The following is an 18,904-nucleotide window of genomic DNA, read 5'->3' as shown; positions in this document are numbered from 1 at the left end:
CTACCCCCTCAGGTTTTCGACGATCAACTGCGCGACCCGCTCGGTCTCCGGGCACGCCTTCTTGGTCGCCCGTTCGTCCGCGGCTGTGTTGAGCTGCACCGTGATCGAGTCGCTCTTGGAGACTTGGATGGAAGTCAGGCAGGCGAGCTCACCATCGGCGCGATCGGTGGTGATCACGCGCATGCCGTCGAGTTCCTTGTCGGTGAAAACGGGATTGGCCTTGACCCTGCTGACCATGTCCTCGAAGTCCTGCCCCTCGGTCACGGCGACGACGTAGGTCGAGTTCTTGATCGCGTCCTGGCCCTTCCAGGTGCAGTTCGGGCCGAGTGTGCCGGTTCCGGGCGTGGCCGCGCGAACCGAGCCGAGAGTCACCACCTGGTCGGCATCGAGGATGCCGCACGGGTTGGCCACGAACTGGCTGATGCTCGGGCCGTTGTCCGAAGGCGCGCTGCTCGTCGTTCCGGCCGTGTTCGCGGACGCCGCGGTGGCGGCCCCGTCGGTCTTCGTGCCGGTGCACCCGCCGACGGCGGCGACGGCGGTCAGCAGAGCGATCAAGCGTTTCAAGGTGTGCTCACCCCCTCAGCGTCTCGATGACCATCGTCGCGACCGACTCGACCTCGGTGCACGCCGGCTTCGAAGCGCGCTCGGCGGCGGCGATCCTGGCGTCCACGGTGACCGAGTCGGTCTTGCCGACCTCGATGATCGCCCTGCAGTGCAGGGTTCCGTCGGTCGAGTCGTTGACCACCACCCGCACGTCACCGATCTTCTTGTCGGTGAAGATCGGCTGGCCCTTGACGTTCTGGACCATGGCCTCCACGTCCCTGTCCTCGGTGACGTAGACCGTGTACGTGGAGTTGTCGGTGGGAACCTTGCCCGCCCACTCGCAGGTCACGCCGAGCGTGCTGGTCCCAGGCTTCCCGGCGTTCACGCCGCCGAGCTTCGCCACCTGCTCCGCGGTCAGCACGTCGCAGGGGTTGTCGGCGAACTCGGCGATGCTGAGGCCCGGAGACGATCCTTCACCGGCGGATGTGCTGCTGGTCAGGTCTCCGCTGACGGGGGAAGCCGTACCCGCGCTGCCACTGGCCTGCATCGAGCAGCCGGCGATGACGACGGCACCGATGACGGCGGTGAACGAGGCGGCCATGCGCTTCAAGGTCGCGCTACCCCTTCAGCGTCTCGATGACCATGGCCGCGACCGACTCGGCCTCGGTGCACGCCGGCTTGGCCGCCCGCTCCTCCGCGGCGATGTCGGCGTCGACGGTGGCGGAGTCGGTCTTCGAGACCTCGATGATCGCCCGGCAGTGGATCACGCCGTCCGTCGAGTCGTTGATGAAGACGCGGACGTCGCCGATCTTCTTCTCGGTGAAGATCGGGTTGGTCTTGACGCGGTCGACCATGGCCTCCACGTCCTGGTCCACCGTCGCGTAGACGACGTACGTGGAGTTCTTGAGGATGTCCTTGCCCTCCCAGGTGCACTTCGGGCCGAGCGTGCTCGTGCTCGTCTTGGGTGCGGCGACCTCGCCCAGCTTCGCGACCTGGGCCTCCGTGAGCAGGTCGCACGGCTTGTCGGCGAACTTGGCGATGCTGAGACCGGAGGACGAGCTCTCGCTGGTGGGAGCTGTGCTCGTCTGACCACCGCCGGTTGTGAGGGTCGTGCCCGCGGTGCCGCCGGTCTTCTCGGAGCAGCCGGCGAGCACGCCGACGGCGATGACGGCGGTCAGCAGAGCGGTCATGCGCTTCAAGGTCGTCTCAGCCCTTCACCGCGTTCTCAGCGGCTTCGTCAGTGCCCCGGTACTCGGCCAGGGCCTTCTTGATGTTCGCGATGGTCTGCTCGAGCGCGACGCGTGCCTTGTCGTTGGACCAGACGTAGCCACCGTCCTGGTCGCCGGCGCTCCTGCGCATCGCCAGGGTGGCCCAGCCGCTGTACGGGTCGGGACCGGGGGCGCCGGACTGGGTCAGCTCGTCTCCCGTGGTGCGCAGCTGGCGCAGCCGGGCGACGGCGGCTTCGAGACCCTGGATCATCTTCTCGGCCTGGTCGGGGTCGACGCTGAACTTCGCGGTTCCACCGGCTGAGGCACCCGCCGCCGCGCCCGCAGCGGCACCCGCCGCCACGGCCTTCGTCACCGGCACCACTGCGTCGAACATCAGCATCTCAGCCAGCTCCCCTCAGAACTCCACACCCCGGTAAGAGGATTTTTACACAGCCGCGGTTCCGCCCGTAGGCGAACGAATGAGCTGATCAGGTCACATGGCCGTTTCGTTCAAGACCCCGCCCGCCCACCGGCCTACGGTCGGCACATGATCGAACGCGCGAGGTACTTCCTCTGGCACAATGCCCGCACGCTGGAGCAACGCTGGTTCGAGCACGCTTTCGACGGTGGTGGTGCCGAAGCGGTGGTGCGTGCGGTGCTGGCTTACCGCAACGACGACGGCGGGTACGGGTACGGGCTCGAACCCGATCACCGGGGGCCCACCAGCCAGCCGTTGCACGTTCTGCGCGCCCTGCAGATGTTCGCCGAGGCGGGAGCCCCCGAGCACGCCGAGCCGGTGCTGGGCTGGCTCGAAGCGACGTGTCCCGACGGCAGTGTCCCGTTCGGCCTGTCGACCTCGAAGGGGCACCCGATGGCGCCCTGGATCACCGCCGACGACCAGGGCGGACTGCTGCTCACGGCGCAGATCGCGGCCGCGTTGCACGAGCTCGGGGTGAGTCATCCGTGGCTGGACCTGGCGACGGACTACTGCTGGCTGAAGATCGACGAGCTGCGGGAGACCCACCCGTACGAGCTGCGCGCGGCGGCGATGTTCCTGGACGAGGTGCCGGACCGGGCGCGTGCGGAGCTGGTCGCCGAGAAGCTGCGGCACCTGACGCCGAGCACCGAGGGTTATGCGGAAGGTGAGGTGTTGGGGCCGCACGAGTACGCGCGGAAACCGACCAGTCTCGCCTGCCGGTGGTTCTTCGAAGAACAGCTCGAGAAAGATCTGGACGCCCTGGAACGAGGTCAGCGGGAAGACGGTGGTTGGGATTTCAACTTCCCCGCCTTCACGCCGATCACCCGTTTCGAATGGCGCTCGATCGCGACGGTCGACGCATTGCTGACATTGCGCCGTCACGGCCGGATCAGCTGACCCAGCGACACGCCGGCGAGCGCGCGGACCTCGCGGGCCAGGTGTGCCTGGTCCGCGTAGCCCGCCTCCGCGGCGACGGTGGCGAACGGCACGCCGGTCCACGCCAGGCGCAGCGCCGAGTCGAACCGCAGCACCCGCTGCAGCACCTTGGGCGGGTAGCCGAACGCGTCGAGGCAACGCCGCCGGAGCTGGCGCTCGCTCAGGCCGATCTCCCACGCCGCCGTCGTCACGTCACCGGTCCGCAGCAACGCGGCGGTGGCGGTCAGCACAGGATCGACCGTCACGCGGGACGCGCAGAACTCCACCATCGAGGTGAACGACTCCAGCCGCGCCGACGGCACGAGGTCGGTCAGTGGCACCCGGAGGTCGCGCACGGCGTGGGCGGGCACGCCGAACACCGACGGGAACGCGCCTGGCGGCAGCCGCACGCCGTACAACGTGCCGGGGGCCACGGACGCGAGCTGCGCCTGCGTGTCGGGGCCGGCCACGTTCAGGGCACCGGTCGACGGGGTCCACATGAGATCGGTGCAGCCGTCCGGTACGACGCGCTGCACGGTCGGTGACGACACGGTGCGCGTCCAGAGACAGGCCAGACCCGCGGGAGCGGGACGTTCGGCGTACACGGGTTCCATCAAAGCAAATGACGCCGCATCCAGAAGGATGCGGCGTCAGATGGACGATATCGCGTCAGCGGCTCATCAACGTGCTCTGACCTGGGTGAACGAGCCTCTCCGCGACCCGTTCACGCGTTCGCGGCTTCGTATGCCTTGATCACGTCGCTGGGCACGCGTCCCCGTTCCTTGACCGAGAACCCGTTCTGCCGCGCCCACACCCGCACGGCCGTCAGGTCCTGCGCCTGACTGGGGCGGGCGATGTGAACCGGTGCGACCTCTTCCCGCGCCGCGCCCTCACGGATCGCGGCACGGACTTCCTCCGCGGCGCGCGTTGGCTCCAGTGCCGCCGGTGCCACGAGTTCCGACACGGTCACGCCGGCCAAGCCCAGGCCCTCCGCCACCTGACGGATGTGCGTGTGGTGGCTGAGCACGATGATCTGCCACCGCTCCGCCAACTCGGCCATTACGCGGATGGCCGCCGCGGCCCTGGCGTCGTCGAACGTCATCAGCACGTCATCGAGGACGACAGGGAGGGTGGGCAGGCCGCGAGCCACCCGCTTCTCCTGCAACGACGCGATGCCCGCGAGCCGCAGTGCGAGGAACGCCTGGTCCGCCGTCCCCTCGGACAGTTCGTCGGGTGCGTGCGCTTGTTCGTCCGCCCCCACCACCCGCAACGATCGCCCATCCTTGCCGTGAACGGGTCGCAGCCCGACGTACCGGCCCTCGGTCAGCTGTTCGAGGATGCGGCCCGCCGCGTCGAGCAGTGGTGAGGCGTGCTTGCGCTCGTAGGCCTCCAATTCGTCTCGCAGGACGGTCCGCTGGATCTCGACGACCAGGTACTCCTCGACGCGCTCGGCGAGTGCGGACAGCTTCTCCTCGGCCTTGGCGTGCAGTTCCGCCGCTCCGGGGCGCGTGGTCAGCTCCTGATACTGCTGCGTCAGCCGGACATGGTCCGTGAACGCCCGATCAAGAGCTTCATCGGCTGCCTGGGCGCGTTCTGCGGCGGACGCCGCCGCAGAACGCAGGGACTCGGCGTCGGCGTCCGCCAGTTCGGACACCACCTGCTCGACGTCGAGGTCCGGCAGTGCGGCCCTGACTATCTCGGTGTGCTTCGCGACCCGTTCTTCGAGTTCGGCGAGGTGCCGCCCTCGGCCCGCCGCCCGTTCCAGATCACCGGTCCCGGTACGGCCTCCGAGATCCGCCAGTTCATCGAGAGCGGATTGCCGCCGTCGTGCGGTGCTCTCGATGTCCTTCTCCAGGGCGGCGAGCCGGGCCTCGAAGTCGTCCGACCTCGTTCTGGCCTGTTGTGCCGCTTGCAGGCGGTCGGCCAGCAGAGCGGTGGTCTCCGCGGGATCGGCGGTCAGGTCGATGCCCAGCCGGGCCGTCACCCTGGCGAGTTCTCCCGCGAAGATCTCATAGCGCTCCTGGAGCACACCGGCTTCGTCCCGGCGGCGTTTCGCATCGGTGTGCAGGACACGGGCCTGCGCCACGACATCTCGCCGCCGGTACCACCCCGCCGGACTCGACGTGGGCAACCCGGCCGCGGTGAGGGCACCCCTCCACTTCGCGTCGGCCGAAGCGCGAGTCGCCGACGCCTGGTCCCGCTGGTGCTGCGCCTCCTCCCGCAACGTTCGCATCCGCTCCGCCACGGCCCGCGACGCACGGGCGTCGTCGTCCTCGGCGAGCACCTGCTCGGCGGCCGCCAGCAGGCTGTCCGGATCGGCGCCGGGGCGGGGACGCCCGGCTCGCGCAAGCACCTCGGTCAGGTAGGCGCGTTGCTGTTCGGCCTGGGGGTGCAGATCCTCCACGAGGTCCCGCGCCGCCGTGGCCCTGCCCTCGGCGGCCAGCGCGTCGACCAGGAGCGCGCGATACGCGTCCGCCTCGGCGGGCGGGGGAGCGGCCACACCCGCGGGCCGCCAGACGGCCGTCCAGGCGTCTCGTGCCCCGGCCAGTTCGGACGCCGCCGCGTCGGCCTGTCCCGCCGCGTCGGCGGCCTCTGCCTGGGCAGCCGTTATCTGAGCGAGCAGACCCGCTCGTGCCGCGACCGCTTCCCGGTGCTCGGACAGCAGGTCTGCGACGTGATCGGCCTGCCGAACGGCGCGTTCCACCGCCACCGGGAGGTCTGGCGCGTTCGTCGCGGGAACCCCCGTCACCCACGCCCGCACGACGTCGTCGACGAGCCTGTCCCGTCCGGCACGCGCGTCCGCCACCGCGGTGGGGGTGGGCACGTCGTGATCACCGCTCACACGCAACCGCTTTTCGAGCTTGTCGACCTGTCGTGCGGCCAGCTCTACCGCGCGTTGCGCGGCGCGTTCCGCCTCCTCGCACGCGACGAGGCGGTCACCGCTGGTCCTGACGGCGTTCACCGACGGAACGGCGCCGAGGGTCGTGTTCGCGGGAAGACCCGCACTCGTGAGCAGAGCAGCGCGCTCGGAGGTCGCCTCGTGCGCCGCGTGCAGCGCCTCGTTGAACGCTGCCGACGCCGACCCCGGCACCTTCAGCGAGTCGACGGCCTCGCGCAGCGCCGCGATGGATTCCGGAGGTGGCGCGGCCTGGCCGCGGCTGTCGGCGGCTTCCTGGCGGAGGGCGGCCGATAGCGTCTGCTCGGCCGTGGCCAGTTCCTGGTCCGCCTCGTCGAGTTTCGCCGCGACGGCGTCCAGCTCGGCGATCCGGTCCTCGCCGAGCCACAGCCGGGACAGCGCGTCCGCGACCGGCAGGTCGTCGGTACCGGTGAGACCGGAGAGCAGCACCGCGGCCTCATGGTCCAGCCGGTCGGCATCGGTGCGGGCGGTCTCGGCGGTGGTCATGCCCTCGGTCCGTGCCGTGCACTCGTGGGCCAGCAGCGTGATCGCGGACTGTTCCGCCAGGACCTCGTGCTCGACGGTGACCGCCGCGGACTGCTCGCCCACCTTCTCCCGCTGCCGCTCGACGTCCGCGAGGATCTCGTCGAGCGCCTGGAGCTGCCCGGCCGCCTCCTCCCAGGCAGCGAGATCCTCACCCAGCAGGTACGGACCGGCGGCGCGCAGCTCGGCCGCGCGGGCCCGCAGGCGTGCCAGGTCCCGGACCGCTCCGGCGATCCTGAGCTTCGCGCTCCACGTGTCGTGCTCGATTTTGGCCGTGCCGGCCTCGGCACGTCGCTGGGAGAGGTCGGCCTTGGCCCGTTCGACCGCCGCCCGCACGTCCATCACCTGGTGGGCGCGGGCCATCGCCTGTTCCGCCTCGGTCTTGGCCTCCTCGTACTCGGCGAGTGCCCGGCGTGCCTCGACGTTCTTGTTGTTGCGGTGGCTCCGGTAGAGCGCGTCGGCCCGTGCCGACAGGTCTTCGAGGATGCCGTGGACCGAGTGCCCGCTGCGGGCCCGGAAGATCAACGAGGCGAGGTCGCCCTTCGCCTGGCACAGGTCCCGCCCACCAGCCCGCAGGGCTTCGTGCGACAGCCCGAACGAGGTCTTCCAGAGGCTGCGGTCGTCCCCGTCGCCCTGCCACACCTCCGCGATCCCGGCGCGGGTCACGGGGTCGCTCAAGCCGCTCGCGACGCGTTCGACGCGCAGCTCCGTCTCGTCCGGGAGAAGGAGGTCGGCGCGCAGCGCCAGTGCCTGCCTGCTGAAGCGGTAGCTGCGCGACGAGTTGAGCGGGATCGACCACAGCAGATCGGCCAGGGCGTCGAGGGTCGTGCTCTTGCCGGTCTCATTGCCGCCGAGGACGAGGCTGAGGCCGGTGCCGAACTCGACCGACCTGCCTTCGAAGGCTCCGTAGCGGGCGAGTTCGAGCCTTCTGACGCGCATCAGTTCACCTCGGAGGACATCTTGGCCAGCAGGTCGTCCATCGCCCTTGTGGTGATCCCGCGCAGGGCGTCGTCGTCGAGCAGGTCGAGCAGGCCGCTCCTGCGCAGTTCGAAGCCGAAGTCGCGGTTGGGCATTTTCGCCATCTCGTGGACGGGGCCGAGATCCTCGGTCAGCTCCTGGCGCCGCCGGAGGACAGCGTCGAGCAACCGCTCCTCAACCCTGCTCCCGCTCCGCGGTGCTCGTGCGTGCGAGACGGCTTTCTCGATCGTGACCCCGGTGCGTTCCGCGAGTGGCCGCACCGTCTCGGTCAGCCGGACCCGGTCGCTCAACGCCCCCGCCGCCGCAGTCTCGCCGATGATCGTGACGCGGGCGAGCAGCGGCCGGTCGCCCGTCGTCGCCCGTTCTTCCGCCAGGCGGCGCGCCACCGCGTCGTAGACGTCGTCGACCGAGCGCAGGCCGGTGGCGTCCACCTGGACTTGCCCCCACCGGGCCACGTCCAGCGGCTCGAAGGACAGCTCCGCCTTCCTCTCGACGGCGAGGTCCACGACCAGGGCGCCCTTCGGGCCGGTCTCGTTCACGTGCCTGCCCTGGAGGTTGCCGGAGAACGCGGCCACCCAATGGTCCTCGTTCACGACCCGCCGGGTGTGGACGTGGCCCAGCGCGAAGTACTCGTAGGCTTTCCGCTCCAGGTCCGCGGGTGCGCACGGGGCGTACCTCGCGTGCCCCTCCGCCCCCGAGACCGCGGTGTGCAGGATGCCGACGTTCACCAGGCCGTCGACCCGGTCGGGGTACGCCAGCACCAGGTTGTCGTGGACGTCCCGCGCCGCGAAGCCCTGACCGTGGACCGCCAGGCCCAGGTCGTCGTCAATCTCCAACTGCGGCTGGTCGGTGCTCATCACGGTGACGTTGCCGGGCAGGGGCACGGCTTTCGTGACGACGCTGGCGGCGTCGTGGTTGCCCGCGACCATGAAGACGCGCACCCGGTGCTGGTCCAGCAGGTCCATCTGCCTGGCGAAGAACTGACCCGTCGCGTAGTCCTTCCAGTCACCGTCGTAGATGTCCCCGGCCAGCACGAGAGCCTGAGCGTCCTTGTCGACGACCAGCTTCACCAGGTTCTCCAGCGCACGCCGCGACGCCAGCCGCAGGTGCTGGGCGAGGTCCTCGTCGGCGAACCTGCTGAGCCCGCGCAGAGGGCTGTCGAGGTGGATGTCGGCCGCGTGCACGATCCGCACCCCGGTCACCGCCGCGCTCTTCCCCGAAGCGAGCGGACCAGGGGGAATGGCGTTGAAAGGTGATCACGCAAGAGCATCATGGCTCGCACATCGCAGCCGTGTGCCAGGGCGCTACAAGGGGTCACGAACGCCGATTATGAGTAGTTCTCACGTATCTGCCGGGTGCTGCGACAAGGCGAAAGTGTCACCGACGTAATTCACCCGTTTGGGCGCTAACGTCGAATGGATCTGACGCGACGTAGTCGCTATCACCGTTTTTCGAGCCCGTCCCGCCCGGACGGCGCAGACCCGAGGAGGCCGAGTGGGGCTGTTCGACCGGCTGCGCCAGAGGTTCGGGGGCGGGTCAACCGCGATCGCGCCGCCACCCGCCCCGCAGTACGCACCGCCGCCACCTGCCCCGCAGTACGCACCAGCACCTCCTCTGCCACCGCCCGCCCTGCCGGTCGTCGCGGCCCAGCCGCCGCGGGTCACCCCACCTCCGGCTCCGCCTCCCCGGCCGGCTCCACCCCGAAAGCCTGCGGTGTCCGCTCCGGCCTGGGTTCCGGCGGGAACGACGGCGACGGTGGCGGGCCGGTCGCTGCCCGGCGGGATGATCTACCTCGGAAAGCTGTCCCGCGGCGAGGCCGTGTTCCGCCACAACGTCGAGGTCGTCGACCCGACGTTGCCGATCGACTGGCGAAAGCCCGACCTCGCCGGTCAGGACATGGACTACTGGCCTGCCTACCACTCGATGACGCCGCGGAGCAGGGCCGCGTACCTGCTGTGGCTGGAGAGCGGCCGGTGGGCTCCCGACGCCTACATCGGTTACGTGTTCCTCTACTTCTACGGTCTCGAGCGACGCGCGTTGGTCGACGCGCGGCAGGACCCGGATGCGCGGGCCGACTTGCCGCGCATCCTCGGGGAGGTCGTCCGCCTGCTTTCCGTCTACGGCGGCAACTCGTCCTTCCGCGGGTACGCGACCGAGTTCCAGCAGGTTCTGTGCGCCCTCATCACCAAGGGAGAAGGCGCCGCGCCCGACCCGGCCGAGCACGACAGGTGGTCCCCGCCGCTCACCCTGCGCGCGGGTGTCGGCCGCTTCGCGGCCGAGAAGCTTCCGGTACCCGTCGAGTGGGCCTGGTCGTGGGCGATGCTCCACCCCGAGATCTACCCGCGGACGCCCGTGACGCGGTGCCCCGACGAGTTCCGTGCGCTGTTCAACGTCCGCTACCAGGCCCGCTACACCGATGGCATGAAGGTCCGCCCGCTCAAAGGCCGGGTGGCCCTCTCCTACCGCCCTGCCAGTGGAGGGCTGGGCACGACCAGCCTGTCCTTGGACGTGCCCGACGTGCTCACCGCCGCCGCGCCGACGAAGGCGCTCAAGGCGCTGGTCGAGTCGTGCACCGACGACCTGGACGCCTACAGCCGCCTGATCGGCCGTCAACCCGAGGCAGCGGGAACGCTTCCCGCGCTGGCCCTGCTGCCGGACGAACTGTTCACCGGCGACCTCGACGGGTTGCGCCCGGTGCGCGACCTGGTCGGCCGGACTCTCCCGGACGACGTGCGGCAGGCACGGTTCGAACTGGCCGACCTGACCTCCCTCTGGCCGTCCCGCACCCCCGGCAAGTTCGCGAAGGCCGACGCGGTCGGCTTGGCGCAGCTGCTGGACAAGCTGGGCGTCGGCATCGAGCCCGACGTGCGCATGGGCGCTTCCGTGCACAGTGCGGGACCGGCCGTGCTGTTCCGGGTCACCGCCGCGCAGCCCACGACCGCGACACCCGAGTACACCGCCGCCACGACGTTGCTACACCTCGCCGCGGTCGTCTCGGCCGCCGACGACGACGTGTCCGCTGCCGAACGCGACCACCTGGTCTCCCACCTGGAGTCGAGCCTGCACCTGACGCCGGGGGAGCGGTGCAGGCTGACCGCCCACCTGGACTGGCTGCTGGCCTCGAAGCTGAAGCTGACCGGGCTCACCAAGCGCCTGGGCGCCCTGACCGATGCCCAGCGCAGCCACGTCGCCGAGTTCGCCACCGCCATCGCGGCCGTGGACGGCGTCGTCTCGCCCGCCGAGGTCGACACGCTGCGCAAGATCTACAAGCTGCTGGGGCAGGAGCCGGACTCGGTGTACACCGAACTGCACGCCCTCACCGCCACGCCGGCCCGGCCCGCACCCGCCACCGAACCGGTGGTCGTCGTGCCCGCGGACACCGGCCCGACCGGCCACCTCATCCCGCCGCCGCCGAAGCCCGAGCCACCGGCCGGAGCCATCCGGCTGGACCCCGCCCTGGTGGAGGCCAAGATGCGGGAGAGCGCCGCGGTCGCGGCCCTGCTCGCCGACGTCTTCGACGACGAACCGGACGAGACGGCACCACAGCCACCCGCACCGGTCGTCGAGGTGGAGCTCGTCGGTCCCCTCGACGCGGCCCACTCGACCTTGCTGAGAAAGCTGGCCGCCCACCCGTCCTGGAGCCGTGCGGATTTCGACGCCCTGTGTGCCGAGACCGCGCTGCTGCCGGAAGGCGCGCTGGACGTGCTCAACGAAGCGGCGATCGAGGTGGCCGACGAACCGGTCGTCGAGGACGACGGTGACAAGCTCGTGATCAACGACTACGCAATGGGAGAACTGCTCGCATGAACGACACGCGCATCCGGCCCAGGGACCGCGACGCGATCATCCAGTCGCTGCGGGCAGGCGTCGTGCCCCGGTCGGGCCAGCAGCACGTCCAGGTCGGACGTGCCCGCGAGGTCGAGTCGCTGCTGCGGGACCTTGACAGCGTCGCCGACGGCGGTTCCACGGCCCGCTTCGTCATCGGCGAGTACGGCTCGGGCAAGACGTTCTTCCTGAACCTCATCCGCGCGGCCGCGTTGAAGAAGCGCCTGGTCACCATGCACGCCGACCTCGCGCCCGATCGCCGTCTGCACGCCACCGGCGGCCAGGCCCGCAGCCTCTACGCCGAACTGGCCCGCAACACCTCCACCTCGGCCAAGCCGGACGGCGGCGCGCTGGCGGGCATCGTCGAGCGGTTCGTCTCCCAGGCGCTCACCACCGCGCGCGAACAGGGCGTGGCACCGGAGATCGTCATCCGGCAGCGCATGGCCGAGCTGTCCGAACTGGTCGGCGGCTACGACTTCGGCACGGTGGTCGAGGCGTACTGGCGGGGCCACGACACCGGCCACGAACAGCTCAAGATCGACGCGGTGCGCTGGCTGCGCGGCGAGTTCACCACCAAGACCGAGGCCCGCGCCGCGCTCGGCGTGCGCACGATCGTGGACGACGCGAGCTTCTACGACCAGCTCAAGCTGCTCTCCCGGTTCGTGCGCATGGCCGGGTACAGCGGACTGCTGGTGTGCCTGGACGAGATGGTCAACCTCTACAAGCTGACCTCCTCGCAGGCCCGGTCCGCCAACTACGAGCAGATCCTGCGCATCGTCAACGACAGCCTCCAGGGCATCAGCACCCATGTCGGCTTCTTGTTCGGCGGCACGCCCGAGTTCCTCATGGACACCCGCCGCGGCCTGTACTCCTACGAGGCGTTGCAGTCGCGCCTGGCGGAGAACGCCTTCGCCACCAACGGCTTGGTCGACCACTCGGGCCCGGTGCTGCGGCTGACCAACCTCACCCAGGAGGACTTCTACATCCTGCTCACCAAGCTGCGCCACGTGCACGCCTCGGGCGACCCGCAGCAGTACCTCGTGCCCGACGAGGCGCTGCACGCGTTCATGCACCACTGCTCGCAGAACATCGGTGACGCCTACTTCCGCACCCCGCGCACCACGATCCGCGAGTTCCTCAACCTGCTGTCGGTGCTGGAGAACAACCCCGGCCAGCCGTGGGAACCGCTCATCGGTGGAGTGCGCTTCGAGGCGGAGCGGAACCCCGACCTCGAACCGATCGAGGCGGCGGAGCCGGACGAGTCGAGAGTGGACGATGAGCTGGCCACCTTCCGGCTCTGACACCTCGCCGGCGTCCTCGCAGTTCTTCCGCCTGCACCGGAAGGTCCAGCGCTGGGTCTACCGCCAGGGGTGGCCGAAGCTCAACGACGCCCAGGAGCAGGCGATCCCCCTGGTGCTCAAGGGCACCGAGGACGTGATCGTCTCGGCGGCCACCGCGTCGGGCAAGACGGAGGCGGCGTTCCTGCCGATCTGCTCCGCCCTGCTCGACGAGGTGTCCGAGGGTGGCGTCCAGGTGCTCTACGTGTCACCGCTCAAGGCGCTGATCAACGACCAGCACCGCCGCCTCGACGAGCTGTGCGAAAGCCTCGACCTGCCGGTGCACCGCTGGCACGGTGACGTACCGGGTTCGGCCAAGGCCAAGGTGCTCACCAAGCCCGAGGGCGTCCTGCTGATCACGCCGGAGTCGCTGGAGGCCATGTTCGTCCTGCGGGGCACGGAGATCGGCTGGCTGCTGCGGGCCCTGCGGTGGGTCGTGGTCGACGAGATGCACTCTTTCATGGGCACCGAGCGCGGCGCGCAGCTCCAGTCCCTGCTCCACCGCGTCGAGCTCGTCGTCCGCCGCAGGGTTCCCCGCATCGGGTTGTCGGCCACCCTGGGCGACATGGGGTCGGCGCGCGACTACCTGCGCCCCGGCGACGGCGGGAACGTCCATCTGCTGACCGCGTCACACCAGAGCAGCGACATCAGCGTCATCCTCCGCGGGTACGTGAACGAAGCGGCCACCGCCGGGGACGACGACGAGTCCGACGTGGGGATCTCCGTCGAGCGGATCAGCGAGCACGTCTTCACCGCTTTGCGCGGTGGCAACAACCTCATGTTCTTCGACCGGCGCGGCGACGTCGAGCTGTACGCGGACCGGCTGCGCCGCCGCAGCGAGGAACGCGCCGTGCCGAACGAGTTCTTCCCGCACCACGGCAGCCTCGCCAAAGACGTGCGGGAGCACGTCGAAGACCTGCTCAAGAGCAGCCGCCCCGTCACCGTGCTGTGCACCTCCACTCTGGAGATGGGCATCGACATCGGCACCCTCACCTCGGTCGCCCAGGTCGGGGCGCCGCCCTCGGTGGCGAGCCTGCGGCAACGCATCGGCCGTTCCGGGCGGCGGGGCGAACCCGCCGTGCTGCGCATGTACGTGACCGCTCAGGAAATCACGGCCGACATCACGCCCCAGGACGAACTGCGCGCGGAGCTGTTCCAAGCCGTGGCGATGATGAGTCTGCTCGCTGAGCGCTGGTACGAGCCAGCGGACACGTCCTCGTTGCATCTGTCCACGCTCGTGCAGCAGGTCATGTCCGTCATCGCCCAGCACCAGGGAGCTCATCCGGTCGAGCTGTTCCGGGCGCTGTGCCTCTCCGGGCCGTTCTCACACGTCGACAAGGCGACTTTCGCGGCACTCCTGCGCGACCTGGGCCACGCCGGAATCGTCCAGCAGGAACCCGACGGCTTGCTCCTGCTCGGCAAGGTCGGGGAGCAGATCGTCGACCGCTACTCGTTCTACGCCGTGTTCGCGGAGAAGCAGGAGTACCGGCTGGTCCACGGCTCCCGCACGCTCGGCACGCTGCACGTGACCACGCCCACCGAGGTCGGTTCACTCGTCATCTTCGCGGGCAGGCGCTGGAAGGTCGTCTCCGTGGACGACCGGGCGTCCCTGATCCAGGTCGAGCCCTCCCACGGCGGACGGGCGCCCAGGTTCGCCGGCGGCCGTGCCGAGATCCACGACGAGGTCCGCCGTCGCATGCGCACCTGGTACGAGTCCGACGACGTCCCCGCCTACCTCGACGCCACCGCTCAACGGCTGCTCGACGAGGGGCGTGCGGCCTACCGCCGCTTCGACCTCACTCGCAACGGTGCACTCGCCAGGGGTGACGACACCATCGTGTTCCCCTGGCGCGGCGACCGCGTTCTCAACACCCTCACGGCCTGGCTGACCCGCGCCGGTGTGCAGGCCGCCCGGGACGGCGTCGCCTTCACCGTGCCGAAGTGCACCCCGGCGCAGCTGCGCGCGATTTTCCAGCAGTTGCTGCTGGAGGACGACACCACCGCCGAGGACATCGCCGCCGCATTGCCCGACACCGTGGTCGAGAAGCACGACGTCCACCTCGGCGAGCACTTGCGCACCCGCGCCTATGCCGCGGGATACCTCGACATGGCAGGAGCCCGCTCCGCCCTCGTGGACCTGGTCGGCCGGCTGCCCGAGTACGACGTGGATGTCATCACCGGAACTCCTCACGTCCCGCCGCCCCTCATCACCACCCCGGCGGTCTACGCGGTCGTCGACATCGAGACCACCGGTTTCGCCGCCAGGGGTCACGACCGGATCATCGAGGTCGCGGTCGTCCGCGTCGCCCCGGACGGGACCGTGCTCAGCGAATGGAGCTCACTGGTCGATCCCCAGCGCCCACTCGCGGCCATGGAGGTCCACGGCATCACCGAGCACGAGGTGGCCGGTGCCCCGGTGTTCGCCGACGTGGCGCCCACTCTCGCCATCCACCTGGAAGGCGCCGTCGTCGTGGCCCACAACGCTTCGTTCGACCTGAACTTCCTGGACGCGGAGTTCGCCCGCGCCGGTCACCCATTCACCCCTCGCGGGTCGCTGTGCACGATGAAGCTCGACAGCAGCATCCATCAGGCGGGGCGCCGCAGGTTGCCGGACTGCCTGGCGGCGGTCGGCGTGCCCGGTGGCCATGGCGCGGCCCATCGTGCTTTGGCTGATGCCAAGGCGACCGCGGATCTGCTGCGCCACTACCTGGCCCATGCGCCCCACGAGGTACGAAAGGTCGTCATCGGACCAGAGCACGGCGTTTCGTGGTGACGCCGGAGGGCCTGCCGGTGATGATCACCGACAGGCCCTCCGGGTGTACTTCTGGTGGACGATACTGGGATTGAACCAGTGACCCCTACCGTGTCAAGGTAGTGCTCTCCCGCTGAGCTAATCGTCCGCGGCGAACGGACGAAATCCTAGCGGACGGACGGGCCACCGCGAAGCCGGGGGTCAGGTTCCGAACTTCACCCAGTTCACGCTCACGTACGGAGCTGGCTGCCCGCTCGTGAAGGTGATGTAGACGTCGTGCGTGCCGGAGATGTTGGAGATGTTCGCGGGGATGGTCTTCCACGCCTCCCAGCCGCCGGTGTTGCCGACCGCGATGGAGCCGACCGGTGCCGCGGTGCGCGATCCGAGCCGCACCTCGATCAGGCCGCTGACGCCGCCGCCCGCGCCGGAGGCCACGCGGGCGTAGAACTGCCGCGCCGGGCCGGAGCCGAAGTTGACGCCGGAGAACTTCAGGTAGCCGCCGTTCGCGATCTGGTGCACGCCGGAGCCGCCGTCACCCGGTGACACCGAACCGCCCGACCGTTCCGAGGCGCTTTCCGCCTGCAGCTCGTTGTACGCGGAGCCCCCGCCGCCGGGGTTCGACGTGGTCGTGGTCGTGCTCGTCGGGGGAGTGGTGGTCCCGCCACCAGTCGAGTAGACGGCCACGTAGTCGACCACGAGGGAGTGGCCGGACTGGGTGGCCGCGACAGGGGTCGGCTGGTTGTTGTTCAGCGCGTTCGGGAACGCGCCGCCCATCGCGAGGTTGAGCAGCATGAAGTAGCCGGCGTGCGACGTCATGCGGTTCCACACGTCGGCGCCGAGGCGGGACTGCGACACCTGGTGGTACTGCTGGCCGTCGACGAACCAGGTGAACGTCTTGGCCGCGTCGTCCCACTCGAAGCGGTAGGTGTGGAACGCGCTCTGGCAGGACGAGCCGGGGCACGCGCGGGAGTTGCCGATGCCGTCGAACTCGTTGCAGGCACCGCCGGGTGCGACGTCGCAGTGCAGCACGCCCCACACGGAGTTGATGCCGTTGACGTTCTCCATGATGTCGAACTCGCCGATGCCCGGCCAGTTCCAGTAGTTGCCGCGGTACGGCGACCCGAGCGCCCAGAACGCGGGCCAGTAGCCCAGGGCCGCCTGGCCCGTCACGTTCGGCATCTGGATGCGGCCCTCCATGGCGAGCTTGCCGCCGGCGGGGGGTCTGAAGTCGGACCGCTGGGTCTCGATGCGGGACGACGTCCAGTTGCCGGCACCGTCCTTCAGGGCGGTGATGCGCAGGTTGCCGTTGCCGTCGAGTTTGATGTTGTTGGTGCTGTTCGTGTAGTTCTGGATCTCACCGGTGCCCCAGTTGGCAGGTCCGCCGGGGTAGCCGTGGCCGAGGTCGATGATCCAGTTGGAGCTGGACGGCAAGGATCCGTTCGGACCGTTGAAGTCGTCACCCCACACCTGCGTCCATCCCGCTGCAGGGGGTGGGATCGAAGCGTTGGCGGACATAGCGGCGAGCGCCAGGGGTACCGCGGCAATAAGCGCTGTCGTGGCCGCGAGTGCGCGGCGGCTTGGCCTCATGCGCGAGTGACCTCCTTGTCACGGGTGCAGTCCATTTATGAGAGCGCTCTCACGAAGTAAGGGCAAGCGCCCGTTCGGGCTAACGGCTCCGATCGTCGAGGTCGCGGTACGTCTCGTTTGGACTTACTTCGCGTCGGCGTAGCACTCCACCGGCACGGCGTTCATCGGGAAGCGCACCGATGTCTCGCCGAACAGCAGCCTCGTCGCCTCGCGCCCCGCCTCGGCGATCGCCGCGATCACGGCGTCCGCCTCCTCGCGTGGGCAGTGCACGAGCACCTCGTCGTGTTGGAAGAAAACCAAGTGCGCGTCGGCGGGCAACCGGGTGCGCAGCACGCCCAGCAGCGCGGCCGTCCAGTCCGCCGCGCTGCCCTGCACCACGAAGTTGCGGGTGAACCGCCCCCAGTTCCGCGCCGCCTGCCGGGACGACCGCGACACCTCGCCCGAGTCGTCGGCCCCGCCGGTGAGCTCCTGCCAGGCGGCGGACGGCGCGGGGGAGGTGCGGCCCAGCCGCGTGCGCACCATCCGGCCCTGCTCGCCCGCCAGCGCCGCCGCCTCCACGTACCCCACGGCGACCGGAAACCTCTTGCGCAGCACGGCGAGCAACGGCCCGGCCTCGCCGGACGTGCCGCCGTACATGGCCGACAGTATCGCGATCTTCGCGCGCGGGCGTTCGCCCTTGAACGAGTCGGCCGCCAGCGCCGCGTACAGGTCGTCGTCGCCGCAGACCTCCATCAGCCGCGCATCCCCTGACAGGGCAGCGAGAATCCGCGGTTCGAGCTGGGAGGCGTCCGCCGCGACCAGGCACCAGCCCTCGTCCGCCACGACGGCGCGGCGCAGCGACCGCGGGATCTGCAACGCCGCACCGCCGCGTGACGCCCACCGCCCGGAAACCACGCCGCCCACGACGTAGTCCGGCCGGAACCGTCCACCCGAGACCCACGTGTCGAGCCACGACCAGCCGTGCGCCACCCACAGCCGGGCGCGTTCCTTGTAGTCCAGCAACGGCGCCACGGCCGGGTGGTCGACCTTCTTCACCACCCACCGCCGCGCCGACGGGATGTCGATGCCCGCCCGCGCGAACGCCCGCACGATGCTCGCCGGCGCGTCCGGGTTCATCTCCCGGCCGCCGAGCGCCTCCTGGACCTGGTCGGCCAGGTCCTGCAGCAGCTTCGGCCGCGCACCGGGAGCGGGCCGCGGTCCCAGCGTCTCCTCGAGGATCCGCAGGTGCACGTCCTCGCGCCACGGCAGCCCGTGGTGCGTCATCTCGGCGGCCGCGAGCGCCGACGCCGACTCCGCCGCGATCAGCAGCCCCAGCGCCGGGTTTCGTTGCTGGGCCCGGAAAACCAGCGACACCGCGGCCAGCTCGTCGGTCCCGCCGGGCAGCACGACCGGCTCCGGCGCGAACAGCGTCAGCTCCGCGTCGGGCTTGCGGTGCCCCGCGTCGGCCGGTGCGGGCAGCCCCAGGGCACGGGCCACCGCCGCCGGCAGCTCGCGGGGCTCGCGGTGCCTGCCCTCGGCGCCGAGCAGCAGCGACTCGGTCAGCAGCAGGTCCCAGCACCGCTCCACGCGCACACCCGCGCCGAGCAGCGGCGGATAGACCTCCGAGGTGTCCGCCCACACCCAGCGCGGCCGGTGGGCGCGCTCCAGCTCGGCGACGGCGGAGGCGAGCGACGGAGCCGTCATCGCGGGACCGGCCGGCGTCCCGTCGTCGTGCAGCTCCTGCCACCGGCCCGCGCCGTCCTCTTCCGGGACGAGGGCGACCAGCACGTCCCCGATTCTGCCGGGCGGGTCCGACAGTTTCAGTCCAGGCTGAAAACCAACCCGGCCGCAGCTGATGGAGCT

General features: G+C 70.2%; 13 protein-coding genes and 1 tRNA gene. 4 read left to right on the top strand and 10 right to left on the bottom strand.

Annotation, left to right across the window (positions count from 1 at the left end; genetic code table 11):
* Genes BLT23_RS15420 through BLT23_RS15405 form a run of 4 tightly spaced genes read right to left on the bottom strand, consistent with a single transcriptional unit; the run spans window position 1 to window position 2,145 of the window.
* Window positions 1-555 carry a DUF3558 domain-containing protein gene (locus BLT23_RS15420; RefSeq protein WP_176946764.1) on the bottom strand — a complete coding sequence of 185 codons (555 nt, stop codon included), beginning with the start codon at window positions 553-555 and terminating at the stop codon, window positions 1-3.
* Between the two features lie 16 nt (window positions 556-571).
* Window positions 572-1,144, bottom strand: coding sequence for a DUF3558 domain-containing protein (locus BLT23_RS15415; RefSeq protein ID WP_090049756.1), 573 nt, complete (start codon window positions 1,142-1,144; stop codon window positions 572-574).
* Between the two features lie 16 nt (window positions 1,145-1,160).
* Window positions 1,161-1,733 carry a DUF3558 family protein gene (locus BLT23_RS15410; RefSeq protein WP_090049754.1) on the bottom strand — a complete coding sequence of 191 codons (573 nt, stop codon included), beginning with the start codon at window positions 1,731-1,733 and terminating at the stop codon, window positions 1,161-1,163.
* A 16-nt stretch (window positions 1,734-1,749) separates the two neighbouring features.
* Entirely contained in the window at window positions 1,750-2,145 is a 396-nt protein-coding gene (locus BLT23_RS15405; protein ID WP_218133759.1) for a hypothetical protein, read from the bottom strand.
* Between the two features lie 153 nt (window positions 2,146-2,298).
* On the opposite strand from BLT23_RS15405, the gene BLT23_RS15400 reads away from it, so the two are divergent.
* Window positions 2,299-3,126, top strand: a complete 828-nt coding sequence (locus BLT23_RS15400) for a hypothetical protein (RefSeq protein ID WP_090049752.1) — start codon at window positions 2,299-2,301, stop codon at window positions 3,124-3,126.
* Here the strand turns inward: BLT23_RS15400 and BLT23_RS15395 are convergent.
* The 3 genes from BLT23_RS15395 to BLT23_RS15385 all read right to left on the bottom strand — a co-directional run bounded on the left by BLT23_RS15395 (window position 3,108) and on the right by BLT23_RS15385 (window position 8,763).
* Window positions 3,108-3,758 carry a helix-turn-helix domain-containing protein gene (locus BLT23_RS15395; RefSeq protein ID WP_090049750.1) on the bottom strand — a complete coding sequence of 217 codons (651 nt, stop codon included), beginning with the start codon at window positions 3,756-3,758 and terminating at the stop codon, window positions 3,108-3,110. The two genes, BLT23_RS15400 and BLT23_RS15395, sit on opposite strands and share 19 nt — an antisense overlap.
* Window positions 3,759-3,868: 110 nt before the next feature.
* On the bottom strand, window positions 3,869-7,522 hold the full coding sequence (locus tag BLT23_RS15390) for an AAA family ATPase (protein WP_090049748.1): 3,654 nt from the start codon (window positions 7,520-7,522) through the stop codon (window positions 3,869-3,871).
* Window positions 7,522-8,763 carry a metallophosphoesterase family protein gene (locus BLT23_RS15385; protein WP_245743973.1) on the bottom strand — a complete coding sequence of 414 codons (1,242 nt, stop codon included), beginning with the start codon at window positions 8,761-8,763 and terminating at the stop codon, window positions 7,522-7,524. Before BLT23_RS15385 ends, BLT23_RS15390 begins: the two co-directional genes overlap by 1 nt.
* 511 nt (window positions 8,764-9,274) lie before the next feature.
* Here BLT23_RS15385 and BLT23_RS15380 point away from each other — a divergent pair.
* The 3 genes from BLT23_RS15380 to BLT23_RS15370 are packed head-to-tail and all read left to right on the top strand — an operon-like array spanning window position 9,275 to window position 15,496.
* Window positions 9,275-11,368 (top strand): tellurite resistance TerB family protein, encoded by a 2,094-nt coding sequence (locus tag BLT23_RS15380; protein WP_176946763.1) that lies wholly within the window; start codon window positions 9,275-9,277, stop codon window positions 11,366-11,368.
* A complete protein-coding gene (locus tag BLT23_RS15375) occupies window positions 11,365-12,687 on the top strand; it encodes an ATP-binding protein (RefSeq protein WP_090049744.1) in 1,323 nt (440 codons plus the stop codon). Before BLT23_RS15380 ends, BLT23_RS15375 begins: the two co-directional genes overlap by 4 nt.
* Window positions 12,662-15,496, top strand: a complete 2,835-nt coding sequence (locus tag BLT23_RS15370) for a DEAD/DEAH box helicase (RefSeq protein WP_090049742.1) — start codon at window positions 12,662-12,664, stop codon at window positions 15,494-15,496. Before BLT23_RS15375 ends, BLT23_RS15370 begins: the two co-directional genes overlap by 26 nt.
* A gap of 52 nt (window positions 15,497-15,548) precedes the next feature.
* On the opposite strand, the gene BLT23_RS15365 is transcribed toward BLT23_RS15370, so the two are convergent.
* The 3 genes from BLT23_RS15365 to BLT23_RS15355 all read right to left on the bottom strand — a co-directional run bounded on the left by BLT23_RS15365 (window position 15,549) and on the right by BLT23_RS15355 (window position 18,829).
* Window positions 15,549-15,623 (bottom strand) — tRNA-Val (locus BLT23_RS15365).
* A 53-nt stretch (window positions 15,624-15,676) separates the two neighbouring features.
* Entirely contained in the window at window positions 15,677-16,906 is a 1,230-nt protein-coding gene (locus tag BLT23_RS15360; RefSeq protein WP_245743972.1) for a carbohydrate-binding protein, read from the bottom strand.
* A 279-nt stretch (window positions 16,907-17,185) separates the two neighbouring features.
* On the bottom strand, window positions 17,186-18,829 hold the full coding sequence (locus tag BLT23_RS15355; protein ID WP_090049738.1) for a bifunctional 3'-5' exonuclease/DNA polymerase: 1,644 nt from the start codon (window positions 18,827-18,829) through the stop codon (window positions 17,186-17,188).
* Window positions 18,830-18,904 lie beyond the last annotated feature (75 nt).

This window comes from Lentzea fradiae (assembly GCF_900100955.1).
Lineage (GTDB): Bacteria > Actinomycetota > Actinomycetes > Mycobacteriales > Pseudonocardiaceae > Lentzea > Lentzea fradiae.
This window is presented reverse-complemented; position numbering and strand designations above follow the sequence as displayed.

Bases quoted from the DNA above. Each gene is read 5' to 3' on its own strand.
- BLT23_RS15405 (WP_218133759.1), bottom strand. From the start codon at position 2,145: ATGTTCGACGCAGTGGTGCCGGTGACGAAGGCCGTGGCGGCGGGTGCC.
- BLT23_RS15390 (WP_090049748.1), bottom strand. From the start codon at position 7,522: ATGCGCGTCAGAAGGCTCGAACTCGCCCGCTACGGAGCCTTCGAAGGC.
- BLT23_RS15400 (WP_090049752.1), top strand. From the start codon at position 2,299: ATGATCGAACGCGCGAGGTACTTCCTCTGGCACAATGCCCGCACGCTG.
- BLT23_RS15375 (WP_090049744.1), top strand. From the start codon at position 11,365: ATGAACGACACGCGCATCCGGCCCAGGGACCGCGACGCGATCATCCAG.
- BLT23_RS15370 (WP_090049742.1), top strand. From the start codon at position 12,662: ATGAGCTGGCCACCTTCCGGCTCTGACACCTCGCCGGCGTCCTCGCAG.
- BLT23_RS15395 (WP_090049750.1), bottom strand. From the start codon at position 3,758: ATGGAACCCGTGTACGCCGAACGTCCCGCTCCCGCGGGTCTGGCCTGT.
- BLT23_RS15410 (WP_090049754.1), bottom strand. From the start codon at position 1,733: ATGACCGCTCTGCTGACCGCCGTCATCGCCGTCGGCGTGCTCGCCGGC.
- BLT23_RS15415 (WP_090049756.1), bottom strand. From the start codon at position 1,144: ATGGCCGCCTCGTTCACCGCCGTCATCGGTGCCGTCGTCATCGCCGGC.